This window comes from Nocardioides panaciterrulae (assembly GCF_013409645.1).
Taxonomy (GTDB): domain Bacteria; phylum Actinomycetota; class Actinomycetes; order Propionibacteriales; family Nocardioidaceae; genus Nocardioides; species Nocardioides panaciterrulae.
On the sequence record NZ_JACCBG010000001.1, the window covers coordinates 1,806,000 to 1,818,766 of the forward strand.

General features: G+C 73.5%; 14 protein-coding genes. 7 read left to right on the top strand and 7 right to left on the bottom strand.

All coding sequences use genetic code 11. The annotated features are described in order from the left end of the window. Position 1 precedes the first annotated feature (1 nt). A complete protein-coding gene (locus BJZ21_RS08420; RefSeq protein WP_179663322.1) occupies positions 2-1,375 on the bottom strand; it encodes an HNH endonuclease signature motif containing protein in 1,374 nt (457 codons plus the stop codon). 149 nt (positions 1,376-1,524) lie between these two features. Between BJZ21_RS08420 and BJZ21_RS08425 the strand changes: the two genes are divergently transcribed. Beyond that, the gene (locus BJZ21_RS08425; protein ID WP_179663323.1) at positions 1,525-1,800 is read left to right on the top strand and encodes a hypothetical protein; all 276 of its coding nucleotides are present in this window, start codon (positions 1,525-1,527) and stop codon (positions 1,798-1,800) included. Between the two features lie 15 nt (positions 1,801-1,815). On the opposite strand, the gene BJZ21_RS08430 is transcribed toward BJZ21_RS08425, so the two are convergent. Continuing rightward, positions 1,816-3,822: an SDR family oxidoreductase gene (locus BJZ21_RS08430; RefSeq protein ID WP_179663324.1), complete on the bottom strand. Its 2,007-nt coding sequence runs from the start codon at positions 3,820-3,822 to the stop codon at positions 1,816-1,818. 66 nt (positions 3,823-3,888) lie between these two features. Beyond that, positions 3,889-4,902, bottom strand: a complete 1,014-nt coding sequence (gene sepH / locus BJZ21_RS08435) for a septation protein SepH (protein ID WP_179663325.1) — start codon at positions 4,900-4,902, stop codon at positions 3,889-3,891. 135 nt (positions 4,903-5,037) lie between these two features. On the opposite strand from sepH, the gene BJZ21_RS08440 reads away from it, so the two are divergent. After that, entirely contained in the window at positions 5,038-5,688 is a 651-nt protein-coding gene (locus tag BJZ21_RS08440; RefSeq protein WP_179663326.1) for a TRIC cation channel family protein, read from the top strand. A 10-nt stretch (positions 5,689-5,698) separates the two neighbouring features. Here BJZ21_RS08440 and BJZ21_RS08445 read toward each other — a convergent pair whose 3' ends face one another. Both BJZ21_RS08445 and BJZ21_RS08450 read right to left on the bottom strand, forming a co-directional pair. After that, complete coding sequence (locus tag BJZ21_RS08445; RefSeq protein ID WP_343052041.1) at positions 5,699-7,003, bottom strand: D-arabinono-1,4-lactone oxidase; 1,305 nt, start codon at positions 7,001-7,003, stop codon at positions 5,699-5,701. 10 nt (positions 7,004-7,013) lie between these two features. Then, the gene (locus tag BJZ21_RS08450) at positions 7,014-8,198 is read right to left on the bottom strand and encodes an MFS transporter (protein ID WP_179663327.1); all 1,185 of its coding nucleotides are present in this window, start codon (positions 8,196-8,198) and stop codon (positions 7,014-7,016) included. A 68-nt stretch (positions 8,199-8,266) separates the two neighbouring features. Between BJZ21_RS08450 and BJZ21_RS08455 the strand changes: the two genes are divergently transcribed. From BJZ21_RS08455 to BJZ21_RS08465, 3 genes are all read left to right on the top strand, one after another. Further along, the gene (locus BJZ21_RS08455; protein WP_179663328.1) at positions 8,267-9,418 is read left to right on the top strand and encodes a ferrochelatase; all 1,152 of its coding nucleotides are present in this window, start codon (positions 8,267-8,269) and stop codon (positions 9,416-9,418) included. Beyond that, entirely contained in the window at positions 9,415-10,248 is an 834-nt protein-coding gene (locus BJZ21_RS08460) for an inositol monophosphatase family protein (RefSeq protein ID WP_179663329.1), read from the top strand. Before BJZ21_RS08455 ends, BJZ21_RS08460 begins: the two co-directional genes overlap by 4 nt. Before the next feature lie 150 nt (positions 10,249-10,398). After that, positions 10,399-10,689 (top strand): DUF4193 domain-containing protein, encoded by a 291-nt coding sequence (locus BJZ21_RS08465; protein ID WP_179663330.1) that lies wholly within the window; start codon positions 10,399-10,401, stop codon positions 10,687-10,689. Between the two features lie 76 nt (positions 10,690-10,765). On the opposite strand, the gene BJZ21_RS08470 is transcribed toward BJZ21_RS08465, so the two are convergent. Further along, positions 10,766-11,053: a DUF4235 domain-containing protein gene (locus tag BJZ21_RS08470; RefSeq protein WP_179663331.1), complete on the bottom strand. Its 288-nt coding sequence runs from the start codon at positions 11,051-11,053 to the stop codon at positions 10,766-10,768. A 9-nt stretch (positions 11,054-11,062) separates the two neighbouring features. Beyond that, positions 11,063-11,518 (bottom strand): DUF3093 family protein, encoded by a 456-nt coding sequence (locus BJZ21_RS08475; protein ID WP_179663332.1) that lies wholly within the window; start codon positions 11,516-11,518, stop codon positions 11,063-11,065. Positions 11,519-11,631: 113 nt separating this feature from the next. On the opposite strand from BJZ21_RS08475, the gene dut reads away from it, so the two are divergent. Both dut and BJZ21_RS08485 read left to right on the top strand, forming a co-directional pair. After that, a complete protein-coding gene (gene dut / locus BJZ21_RS08480; protein ID WP_218851818.1) occupies positions 11,632-12,087 on the top strand; it encodes a dUTP diphosphatase in 456 nt (151 codons plus the stop codon). Between the two features lie 25 nt (positions 12,088-12,112). Next, positions 12,113-12,763 (top strand): DUF3710 domain-containing protein, encoded by a 651-nt coding sequence (locus BJZ21_RS08485; protein WP_343052042.1) that lies wholly within the window; start codon positions 12,113-12,115, stop codon positions 12,761-12,763. The last annotated feature ends 4 nt before the right edge of the window (positions 12,764-12,767 follow it).

Consider the following 12,767-nt stretch of genomic DNA (forward strand, 5'->3'; position numbering starts at 1 on the left):
CTCAGTTGGTGTGGAGATCCAGGGTGCCGAACGGGGTGACCAGGTAGCTGCGGCCGTAGGAGCCGCTCCACTCGTAGGAGCCGTCGTCCGGCCTGCGTCGGTATCGCCATCTCCCGCTGGTCTTGCAGCGGTGGTGCCGCCTGCACAACGGGGCGAGGTTCTCCGGGTTCGTCTGCCCGGGCGCGCCGCCCTCGTCGAGCGGCACGTAGGGGCCGATGTGGTCGAGGTCGCAGGACCGGGCATCGGTGTGGCAGTACGGGAAGACGCAGTGCCGGTCGCGGAGGATCACCTGCTCGCGCATGGTGGCGGGGACGTCGTGGCCGTCCACGGACCAGGAGCGGTCGAGGTCCAGGACCGGGGTGATCGTGGAGTCCGAGTGGCCGACCCAGTCCCGGATGACCTCCAGGAGCACCGGGCCGAGCTTCTCGGCCTCGCCGCAGACGAGGTCGTCGTCGGCCCCGAGGCCGAGCAGCTCGAGAAGGGACAGGTGGAGGTAGAGGTGGGTCTTCGGCTTGCGGGTTCGCGCCGGTCGTGCGGCGGGCTGCCTGTCACCGGTGCCGATCAGGCTGAGGAGGTCGGCCTCCGCGCCGTCGATGCCCTGGCGGGCCAGCACGCCCAGGGCCTTGGCCTTGCGGGCGCCGAGCGGGTCCTCGTCGCCGGCGTCGGCGAGATCGGCCGCGATCTGGCCGATCCGGTCGTAGAACGCGCTGAGGTCCAGGGTGTCGCCGGTGACGTCGAGGTAGGAGGTGTCGGCGAACTCCGAGGCGGTGTCGTGGGCCAGGGTGACGTCCCAGGCGTCCTTGCCCTTCTTTTCCCGTTCGGCGACCAGCTCGGGGTGGTGGGCGGCGACCGCGGCGGCGACGGCCCGCTCGATCGCCGCGACGCTGCACGAGTGCAGGACGGGCGCGAGGGCGGCGTCGACCTGCGCGGCGGCGGCCTGGGACAGCGGGTGGGTGAGCTGGGCGACCCGGCGGGCCTTCCACACGTCGACCTCGAGGGCCTCCACCCGCTTCCAGCAGCGGGGCAGCCGGTGGTGCAGGTCGAGGGTGTCGGCCAGCAGCTGACGGATGGTGTGCTGGGAGACGCCGAGGGTCGTCGCCAGGGGCTCGGGCGTGAACGCGGCCACCGGCGGGCACCCCTCGCCGCCGAGCGACTCCTGGGCGTACAGGACGCCGGGCAGGTGCGAGGGGTCGAACGTGGCGACGCCGGACTCCCGGGTGGCCGGGTGCAGCACGCACCAGTGGTGCACGACCCGCAGCTTCTCGCGATCGACGGCCCGGCCCTGGATCTTCAGGTCGGCCAACACCGAGAGGGACGCGTCGCCGTCGAGCTCGTCGAGCTCGACGGGTTCGCCCCGCGGGTCGGTGATCAACATGGCTCCAGTCCAGCAGGGGGCACCGACAGTCCGGCCGTGCTGGCTTGGGGATATCTCAGCAACTGAGACACCAACCGAAGAAAGTTTCGGTCGGCGCTCATGGGCGCATGGTGCCTCGCGAGCGGCGGGGAGGAAGCACAATGCGTGGTGTGACCGGACGTGGAGGGGCTGCCGGCCCTGACGGCGGCGTGGGCAGTGCCCGGCCTGCCTGGCGGTCGGGGCTTGTCGGGCTGGTTGCCATCGCGGCAGTCTGGCTGACCTGGTGGCTCGCCGCCACGATCACGGACCGGACCGGCCATGCGGATGCCACTTACGTCGTGGTGTTCCTCGGGGGACCGGTCGCCCTGCTCGCCAGCGTCGTCATCCTGGCCGTGGCGGGGGCGCGGGTGGTCCGCAACCTCGTGCGTCGGCGGCGCATCCCGTGAGCCGGCGAGCTCACCTCACCAATGGATGCCCTTGAAGATCCTGGCCAGCATGATCTGCTCGGACTCGCGGGTGCCGCCGGCGGCCTCGCCCTTGGCCGCGGCCGAGTCGGGGAAGACGTGGTAGGCCATGTTGAGCACCCGGAACGACAGCTTGGGGGCCACCGTGTGGGCGACGGCGCCGGCGTTGCCGAGCATCGTGTTGATCTCGTGCGGCCGCTCCACCATCGCCTTGACCACCAGGTCGGCGGCCTGGGCGGGGGAGATCGTGGGGAACTTGTCGTAGATCCGGGTCGGCGCGATCATCGGTGTCCGCACCAGCGGCATGTGGATGCCGGTGAACGTGATGCCGTCGCCGACCAGCTCGGAGGCCACGACGTTCGACCAGGAGTCGAGCGCCGCCTTGGAGGCGACGTACGCCGAGAACCGCGGCGGGTTGGTCTGCACCCCGATCGAGGAGACGTTCACGACGTGCCCCCGCTGCTGCTCCTGCATCTTCGGGATCAGCCCCATCACCAGCCGGATCGCGCCGAAGTAGTTCAGCTGCATGGTCCGCTCGAAGTCGTGGAACCGGTCCTGGGAGAGCCGCAGCGACCGCCGGATCGAGCGTCCGGCGTTGTTGACGACGAAGTCGATCGACGGCAGCTCGGCCACCAGCGCCTCGCACAGCCGGTCGATCGCCTCCATGTCGGAGAGGTCGCAGGGGTGGACGTGGGCGGTGCCGCCGCGCAGCTCGATGGCCGCCCGGGTGTCCTCGAGCTTCTCCTTGCCGCGGGCGACCAGCACCGGGATGCCGCCCGCCTGCGCGACCTTGAGCGCGGTCACGTGGCCGATGCCCGAGGAGGCGCCGGTGATCACGACGTACTTGCCGGTCAGCGCCTCGCGGTTGCGCGGGTCGCGGCCGGTGGAGGTGTCGAGGTTCTCCTCCCAGTAGGTCCACAGCGAGCGGGCGTAGGACTCCAGGTCGGGAACGCCGATGCCGGACCCCGCGAGCGCCTTCTCCGTACGGCGGGAGTCGAACACCGCGTTGAACGAGCTGTGCGCCAGCACCTCCGCCGGGATCCCGAGCCGGCCGATCGTCTGGTCCAGTACGAGCTGGGCCGGCGCCGACCGGATCACCTCGTTGAGCACCGACAGCGGCCGCAGCGCCCGGGGGAGCAGCCCGAGGGCGCCCGACCGGGTCAGCCGCCGGTCGATCGGGGTCGCGAACTGCGGAGCCCCCGCGGCCGCGCACAGGGCGTTGACGGTGTCGACGACCGGCTGCGGCTCGGGGTTCACCAGGTGGAACGCCTCGCCGTCGTGCCCGGGCAGGTGCGCGAGGTGGTCCATCGCGGCCGCCACGTAGTCGACCGGCACCACGTTGGTGTCGCCCAGGTCGACGCCGACCAGCGGCAGCCAGGCGGGCAGGTGGTCCCGCATCAGCCTGATCAGCGGGAAGAAGTAGTAGGGGCCGTCGATCTTGTCCATCGCGCCGGTCTGGGAGTCCCCGACCACGATGGCCGGACGGTAGACCCGCCACGGCACCGTCGCGTCGGTGCGCACGATCCGCTCGGACTCGAACTTCGTGCGGTGGTACGGCGAGGGCAGTGACTGCCCCTCGTCGAACATCGTCTCGTCGAAGCGACCGCGGTAGTCGCCCGCCCCGGCCACCGACGAGACCTGGTGGAAGCACCCGACCTGCAACGCCTCGGCGAGCTCGAGGGCGTTGCGGGTGCCGCCGACGTTCATCGTCTCGTTGGTCGCGTCGTCGGCGGTCATGTCGTAGATCGCCGCGAGGTGGAAGAAGTGGTCGATCCGGTCGCGGTGGTCGTCGACCCAGGCCTCGTCCACGCCCAGGCCGGGCTCGGAGAGGTCGCCCACCACGGGGACGACCCGGTCGGAGCCCCAGCGCCGGACGAGTGTCTCGAGCCGGGCCAGCGACCCCTGCCGGACGAGCACGAAGATCTCGCCCTCGCGGTGGTCCACCAGCTCCTGGACCAGGTGTCGGCCGATGAAGCCGGTGGCGCCCGTGACGAAGTACGACATGGCCGGGACACTACCCAGTGGTAGCCGGGTTGGGCAGGGGCGAAGGGGTGACGGTCGCCGTCGCCGTCAGTCGGACTTGCCGCCGCCGAACATGATCTCGTCCCAGCTGGGCACCGACGCGCGGCCGCGGCTCTTGCGCACCGGCCGGCGGGACGGCGGCTCCTCGGCCGCCGGCTCGGGCCCGGCCGCCGCCTCCGCCTCGGGCTCTGCTGCCGCCTCGGCGGCCGGCTCCTCGGCCGCTTGGTCGAGCGGCTCGTCGAGCGCCACGGCGTCGGCGGCCTGCTCGCGCAGCTCCCGCTCCTCGGGCGGCGGGGCCTGCTCGGTCAGGAACGCCTCCACCGGCTGCTCCCCGGTGACCAGCTCGATCGCGTCGTCCCCCAGGGTCTCGCCGGGCACGACCCCCAGCGGCAGCTCCTCGGCATCGCCGGGCCGGACCGCGGAGAGCCGGCGCTGCCGGGCCTGCTCCAGGTCGTTGCGCGCCTCGGGCTGCGGCGTCTCGACGACCTCGCCGAGCAGCCAGCGGGCGTCGTCGTTGTCGGCGAGGACGTAGTTGCCGAGCAGGTCGAACGTGAACCGACCGTGGCCGCTGCGGCTGGTCGTGCCGAACTCACCGGTCAGGCACCACCGGCCGTCCTCGCGGCGCCAGGCGTCCCAGACGACCACCGTGGGGTCGACGTTGACCGAGCGCAGGTGCGCGGCCACCGCGTCGCCGAGGGTGCGGGCTCCCGTCGACTGGTCCGCCCCCGAGCGGCGGCGCACCGAGGAGCGCTGGGCCCGGTCGGCGACGTGCTGGCGCTCGGCGAGCACCGGCGCCGCGAACGCCATGATCTTGTCGACGGTCGTCTGCGCGGCCTGGGCGACCGCCTCGGGGGTCTCGCCGGACCGGATCCGGGCCTGGATGTCGCGGGGACGGAGGGCGCTGTCCATGGGGGTCTCCAACTGGCCGAGGCGTGCGGTGTCGCCGCGCAGGGCGGCCCGGAGGCGGGCGCCGACGTCGAGGGTGAACTCCTCGCCCGCGTCGTCGACCAGCAGGAGGCGCCGCCCGTCGTCGCTCACTCCGGTGAGCGTGAGGTGCGCCATGGGTGGGTGTGCTCCTGCGGGTCGGCGTGGTCGTCCGGTGGGGCAAGGTTACGTCAGCCGGCGCGCCGTACGCGTGACCGAGTCGGCGCGCCCCGCGGTGCCTCTCCCCGCGGTCCTCGCCGGTACCCTCCACGCGTGGCCCCGACGCTCCCGGTGACCGAGCCCTCCACCACGCTCGTGGTCCTCGACCTCGCCGGGATCTTCGTGTTCGCCATCTCCGGCGCGCTCGTGGGGGTGCGCAAGGAGCTCGACGTCTTCGGCGTCCTGGTCCTGGCCGGTACGACGGGCCTCGGTGGCGGCTTCCTGCGCGACGTGCTGATCTCGGCGACCCCGCCGGCGGCGCTGCAGGACTGGCGCTACCTGCTGATCCCGGTGGTCGCCGGCCTGGTGACCTTCTGGTTCCACCCGTCGGTGGGCCGGCGGGAACGCACCGTGAACCTCTTCGACGCCTTCGGGCTCGGGCTCTTCTGCGTGACCGGCGCGCTGAAGGCGCTCGACTACGGGCTGCACCCGCTGCCCGCCGCGCTGATGGGCATGGTCACCGGCATCGGGGGCGGCATGGTGCGCGACCTGCTGGCCTCCCGCACGCCGTCGGTGTTCCGCGGCGAGCTCTACGCGATCCCGGCCCTGGCCGGCGCGGCGGTGGTCGTGGTGCTCCGGGAGGGGACCGACCTGCCGACGGTGCTGGTGGCGCTCGCCGGCGGCGGCCTGTGCACCGTGTGGCGGCTGGTCGCGATGTGGCGGAACTGGCAGGCCCCGCTGCCCCGGGGGCCCGCCAGCGTCTGAGCCGGCCGGTCTAGTCGCCCAGGACCCGCCGCAGGTGGGCGTTGGTGAACAGCCGGTCGGGGTCCAGCCGGTCGCGCATCGCCAGGAAGTCGCCGAAGCGGGGATAGGCCGGGGCGAGGTCCGCCGCGGTCCGGGTGTGCACCTTGCCCCAGTGGGGGCGGCCGTCGTGCGCGCGCATGATCGACTCGATGCCCGCGAAGTAGGCGGTGTGGTCGGCGTCGCGGTGGGTGTGGAAGGCCAGGTAGCACGAGTCGCGCCCGGCGGCGGTCGACAGCGGTACGTCGTCGGCCGGCGCGACCCGGATCTCGACCGGGAAGCTGATCCGCCAGTCCGAGCCCTCGATCGCCCGGCGCGCCTCGCGCAGCGCGGTCAGGCCGGCCTCCCGCGGCACGGCGTACTCCATCTCCCGGAAGACCACGTCGCGCCGCGCGGTGAACACCCGGTGGGCGACGTCGCTGTAGCTGCGTGCGGACAGCGCGCGGGCGGAGAGCTGGTTCATCGCCGGGATGACCGCCGGCGCGTGGTTGGCGGCGGCGGTCAGGACGCCGAAGAGCCTGTTCGCGAGGAGGTCGTCGTCCAGCCAGGCGCGCCAGCGGGGGAGCGGCTCGGCCTCGTCGAGCTCCGCCGCCAGCCGCACGTTGCGCTTGGTGAGCAGGCGCTCGGTGTGGGGGAACCAGTACAGGTCGACGTGGTGGCTCCCGGCCACCATCTCGTCGAAGGAGCCCAACGCCTCGTCCCAGGACATCGGCTGCTCGGTCGCCTCCAGCAGGAACAGCGGCTCCACCCGGAACGTGACGCTGGTCACGATCCCCAGCGCCCCGAGTCCGAGGCGGGCGATGGCCAGGACGTCGGCGTTCTCCTCGGCGTCCGCGCGCAGCACCTCGCCGGTGCCGGTGACCAGCTCCAGCCCGCACACCTGCGCGGACAGGCTCGCCGCGACCCCGCCCGTGCCGTGGGTGCCGGTCGAGATCGCGCCGGCCAGCGTCTGCTCGGCGATGTCACCCATGTTGTGCAGGCTCAGGCCGAGTCGCTCGAGCTCGGCGTTCAGGACCTTCAGCGGGGTCCCGGCGAGCGCGGTCACGGTCATCGCGTCCCGGTCGACCGCGGTGATCCCGGTCAGCCCGGCCGGACGCAGCATCGTGCCCTCGGGGGCGGCGATCGCGGTGAAGCTGTGGCCGGTCCCGACCATCTTCACGGTGCTGCGCGCCTCCCGGGCCTGCTCGACCGCGGCGACGACGTCGTCGGTGCCGGTCGGCTCCGCGACCCGCGTCGGCGCCGCCGTCTCCAGGCCCGACCAGTTCCGCCAGCGCTCCACGAGCAGGAGCCTAGGCGCTGGATCCGGCCCGCGGGAGCGCCTGCGCGGCCAGTGCGGCGAGCAGGCCGGCGCCGGCGGAGACGAGGTACGCCGCGGACGCGCCGTGCGCGTCGACCACCACCCCGGCGAGCGCCGCCCCGGGCGCCACGCCCGCGACCAGCCCGGTCTGGACGATCGCCATGCCCTCGTTGAGGCGGCCCGCGGGGACGGCCGCCTCGATCAGCGACATCGTGGCGATCAGGGTCGGGGCGATCGCGAAGCCGTCGAGCAGCAGCACCATGCCCATGACCGGCACCGACCCCACGAAGTGCAGGGGGACCATCGCGCAGAACATCGCGAACGCGCCCCAGCGCACCCGCAGGTCGGCGCCGCGCCGCCAGGTGATCGCACCGGTCAGCAGCCCGGCCAGCAGGCTCCCCAGCGCCCACAGCGCCAGCAGCACGCCCGCCCACCCGGGGGCGCCCCGCTCGCTCGCGAACGCGACCGTGGTCACCTCGGCGGCACCGAAGAGCGTCCCTAGTGCGGCCGAGACGACGGCCAGGGGCGCCACGGTCGCCCACGGCATCCGGACCCGGGGGCCGGTGGACCGGCGCGGTCCCCGCGCGGGCGGCTCGGTGCCGCGCTGGGCGCAGAGCGCGAGTGTCCCGCCCACGCAGGCCAGCACCGCGACCGCCAGCCCGGCCACCGGGTCGATCGCGGCCGCCAGCACGGTCACCACCACCGGGCCCAGCATGAAGACCGCCTCGTCGACGACCGCCTCGATCGCGAACGCGGTCTGCACGTCGCGCGTGTCGTCGAGCACGTGCGACCACCGGGCCCGGACCGCGGAGCCGATCTGCGGCAGGGTGCCGCCGGCCAGCCCGGCGCACACGTAGGTCGCGAGGATCGGCCAGCCCGCCACCAGCGTCCACACCAGCAGCGCCAGGGACAGCCCGAAGACCGCGGCGGCGACCGCGAGCACGCGCGCCTGTCCGAGCGTGTCGAGCAGCCGGCCCTGCACGATGGCCAGCCCCGCGTTGAGGACCATGTACGCCGCCGAGACCGCCCCGGCCACGGCGTACGAGCCGGTCCTGGCCGAGACCAGCAGCACGATGCCCAGGCCGACCATCGAGATCGGCAGCCGCGCCACCAGTCCGGTGGCGCTGAAGCGCAGCGTGCCCGGGCGGGAGAGCACCCGGCTGTAGGAGGTCAGCATCGCGGTGAGCGTAGGGCCAGCGGGGCCGACCCGACGAACGGGTTCGCGCGGCTCCCTACGATGGGCGCATGCCGGCGAGCCAGTCCCAACCCCAGCCCCACCCCCAGCCCGATGAGCAGCCCACCGTGACCAGCAGCCCCGACACCGGTCCGTACGACGCGCTCCTGCTCGTCTCCTTCGGCGGCCCCGAGAAGCCCGACGACGTGGTGCCGTTCCTGGAGAACGTCACCCGGGGCCGCGGCATCCCGCGCGAGCGGCTCGAGGAGGTCGGCCAGCACTACTACCTCTTCGGGGGCCGAAGCCCGATCAACGACCAGAACCGGGAGTTCCTGGCCGCGCTGCGCGAGGACCTGAAGGGCGCCGGGATCGACCTGCCCGTCTACTGGGGCAACCGGAACTGGGACCCCTACCTGGCGGACACGCTGCGCCGGATGGCGGCCGACGGCATCTCCCGGGCGGCCTGTTTCATGACCAGCGCCTACTCGTCGTACTCCTCGTGCCGGCAGTACCGCGAGAACCTCGCCGACGCGGTCGCGGAGGTCCCGGAGGCGCCCCGGCTGGACAAGCTGCGCCACTACTTCAACCACCCGGGCTTCGTGGAGGCGGTCGTCGACGCCACGCTGGCCGCGCTCGCGGAGCTGCCCGACGTGGCCCGCGAGGGCGCCCACCTGGCGTTCGTCACTCACTCGATCCCGACGGCCATGAACGACACCAGCGGCCCGGACGGCGGCGCCTACCTCGCCCAGCACCGCAGCGTCGCCCAGGAGGTGGTCGACCGGGTGCGCGAGGAGACCGGCCGTCGACACCCCCACGAGGTGGTGTTCTGCTCGCGCTCGGGTGCCCCGCACGTGCCGTGGCTGGAGCCGGACGTCAACGACCACCTGCGGGCGCTGCGGGACTCGGGCGTGCCGGGCGTGGTGATGGTGCCCGTCGGGTTCGTCTCCGACCACATGGAGGTCATCTACGACCTCGACACCGAGGCGATGGCCACGGCCGAGGAGATCGGCCTGCCGGCCCGGCGGGCGGCGACCGCCGGCGTCGACCCGAGGTTCGTGGCCGCGGTGCGCGACCTGCTGCTCGAGCGGGCCGCCGTCGAGCGCGGTGAGGAGCGCCGCCGGGCCGCGGTGGGCAGCATGGACGCGCTGTGGGACCGCTGCCCGGTGGGCTGCTGCCCCAACCCGCGCGGCGACCGGCCCGCCCTGTGCGGCTCCGGCTCGTGACGGCCCCCGTCGTACCCACCCAGGAGCTCGCCGCGCTCGCGCTGGAGGTCGCCCGGGCCGGTGCCACGCTGGTGCGCGGGCGGGCCGCGCAGGGAGTCAGCGTCGCCGCGACCAAGTCCAGCGAGGTCGACGTCGTCACCGAGGCCGACCGGGCGTGCGAGGCGCTGATCCGGCGGATGCTGCGCGAGCGTCGCCCCGAGGACGCCTTCCTGGGGGAGGAGGAGGCCGAGTCCGGCGGCACGTCCGGCGTGCGGTGGGTGGTCGACCCGATCGACGGCACCGTCAACTTCCTCTACGGCCTCCCGCAGTACGCCGTGTCCGTGGCCGCCGAGGTGCACGGCGAGGTGGTCGCCGGGGTGGTGATCAACGCCGCGACCGGCACCGAGTACGCCGCGCACCTCACCGGGGACGGCGCGGTCGCGACCCGCGACGGCGAGCCGATCGGGGTCCGCGCGCCGGCGCCGCTGTCCCAGCGGCTGGTGGCCACGGGCTTCAACTACGACGCGACCCTCCGCGGGATCCAGGCCCGGGCGATGGTCGAGCTGCTGCCCCGGGTGCGCGACATCCGGCGCCTGGGCTCGTGCGCGCTGGACCTGTGCCACGTCGGCGAGGGCCTGCTCGACGCCTATGTCGAGGAGGGCGTCAACCTCTGGGACCACGCCGCCGGAGGACTGGTCGCCCGGGCGGCGGGGGCCGTGACCGAGCTGACCGTGGGGGCCGGTGGACGGGACCTGTTGGTGTGTGCCCCGTCACACGGGTTCGCGGAGTTCCGCGAGGCGGTCCGGCAGGCCGGGTTCCTGGCTCCGGAGTCCCCGATTTCGGGGGAATAGCCGCCCGCCACCCGCTGTTCAGGCGACACGTCGTGGGACGGGTGTGCAGATCCTCAGGGAGATGGTGCACAATCTGGCGCCGACGACGGGGTAGATGACAAATGTGGGGCCGGCTGCGTGGGGTGGCCGGACCGGGGAGTGGAGTGACGCATGGCGACCGACTACGACGCACCGCGCAAGAACGAGGAAGATCAGTCCGAGGAGAGCATCGAGGAGCTCAAGGCTCGGCGTCATGACAAGAACTCCGGCAAGGTCGACGAGGACGAGGCCGAGGCCGCGGAATCGTTCGAGCTGCCGGGTGCTGACCTGTCGCACGAGGAGCTCGCGGTCGAGGTGAAGCCCAAGCAGGAGGACGAGTTCACCTGCATGAGCTGCTTCCTCGTGCACCACCGCTCGCAGCTCGCGGACACGAAGAAGATGATCTGCCGCGACTGCGCCTGAGCGCAGCCAAGGCGCAAGAAGGGCCGCAACCCACGGGTTGCGGCCCTTCTGCGTGTCAACGAGCGCCGACTCGGCGCTACTGGCCGTCCTTCTGCAGCTCCGCCGGCAGGTGACCGGTGGAGCGTGCGTAGTAGTGGGCCGCGCGTCGCTGGGCCGCCATCCGGGCCAGCGCCACGAACGCGCCGGTCACGGCCGCCCACATCGCCGCCTCCCAGACCTCCACGTCGGGGTCGGCCGGGTTCTCCGGCGGCTTCTTGCCGGTCGCGACCTGCCAGGACTTCTCGAGGGCCTTCCGGGTGACGGCCGCTGCCCCGAGGGCGGCGCCGAGCGAGAAGACGCTCCAGACCTTTGATCCAGATGCCATGGCCAGACCTTACCCAGCCCGGCGGTGGCTCATCCCTGCCAGTGCCGCGACGAGCTCCTCGGGGTGCCGGGTCGAGACCAGCCAGTACGGCGTGGGGTCGCGCGGGTCGGCGACGGTGACGCGGACCGCGCGCTTGAGGTAGGGCCGCAGCAGCAGGTAGGCGCGGGCGTCGGCCTCCCGGCCGGCCAACCGACGGGTCTCCTCGGGGTCCAGCGCGGTGGCCGGGCCGAGGTGGGCGGCCTCGATGCGGGCGTGGCCGGCACGGAAGACGCCGTCGGAGACGCGGACCCGGGCCGAGCCGTAGGACAGGAAGCCGAACGCCATCAGCGCCAGCCCGAGACCGGTGAAGGCCCAGGCGAGGGCGCCGGGCAGCGCCACGACCATGGCCAGCCAGAAAGTGGCGACCAGCATCGTGCCCTGCACCCACCACCGCAGCGGCACGCCCAGCCGCTCCTCGTACTCCACGGGGAGAACACTGTCACGCTCGACCCGCGCCCGAGGCGATAGGGTCGCCGGCCGTGAGCCCCGACCTGTCGCCCCAGCCGCCCGTGGACCCGCCCGTGGAGCTGCCCGGGGAGCTGCCCGGGGAGCTGCCCGTGCAGGTGGTCCGCCTCGACCCGGACCTGCCGCTGCCGTCCTACGCCCACCCGGGCGACGCCGGCGCCGACCTGCTCACCACCGTCGACGTGACGCTGGCGCCGGGGGAGCGGGCCCTGGTGCCGACCGGGGTGGCGATCGCGCTGCCGGCCGGCTACGTCGCCCTCGTGCACCCTCGCTCGGGGCTGGCGGCCCGGCACGGGCTGTCCATCGTGAACACGCCGGGGACCGTCGACGCGGGCTACCGGGGCGAGGTCAAGGTGATGCTGATCAACCACGACCCCGTGGCCGCCGTCGAGCTGAGGCGCGGCGACCGGATCGCCCAGCTCGTGGTGCAGCGCGTCGAGCGGGCCCGCTTCGTCGAGGTCGGGGAACTCCCTGGCTCGGCGCGGGGTGTCGGGGGTTACGGTTCTACCGGAGGCTTCGGTCGCTCGTGACCGTCCCGGCAACCGAGGAGAGTTCGTGAAGTTCCGTCGCAAGTCCACCGAGCCCGGCGCCGACGAGTTCGAGGGGGCGCTGGAGGACGTGGTGGCCGACGACCAGGGACCCGGGCAGGCCCGGCCCGCGGACGTCGAGGAGCTCGCCCACGACGACGACGTCGAGCGGCTCGACCTCGGCTCGCTGCTGATCGAGCCGGAGGCCGCGCGCGAGCTGCGCCTGCAGGTCGACGAGTCGACCGGCGAGGTCCAGGCGGTGATGCTCGCCGGGCCGGACGGCGCCGTCGAGGTGCGGGCGTTCGCCGCTCCGCGCCACGGGGACCTCTGGAGCACCGTGCGCCCCCAGATCGCGGCCGAGATGGCCCAGCGCGGCGGCACCGCGAGCGAGCGGGAGGGGCGCTTCGGCACCGAGCTGGTGTGCCAGCTGCCGGTGCAGATGGAGGACGGCAGCTCCGCCACCCAGCCCTCCCGCATCATCGGCATCAACGGCCCGCGCTGGATGCTGCGCTGCACGCTGCTGGGTCGCCCGGCCCTGGAGGCCGACGGCGCCCAGGCCTGGGAGGAGTCGATCCTCAAGATCGTCGTACGCCGGGGCGACGGCGCCATGCCCGTCGGCGACCCCCTGCCGGTCGTGCTGCCGCCCGACGCCCGCCGCGTCGACCCGCCGACCGCCTGAGCCG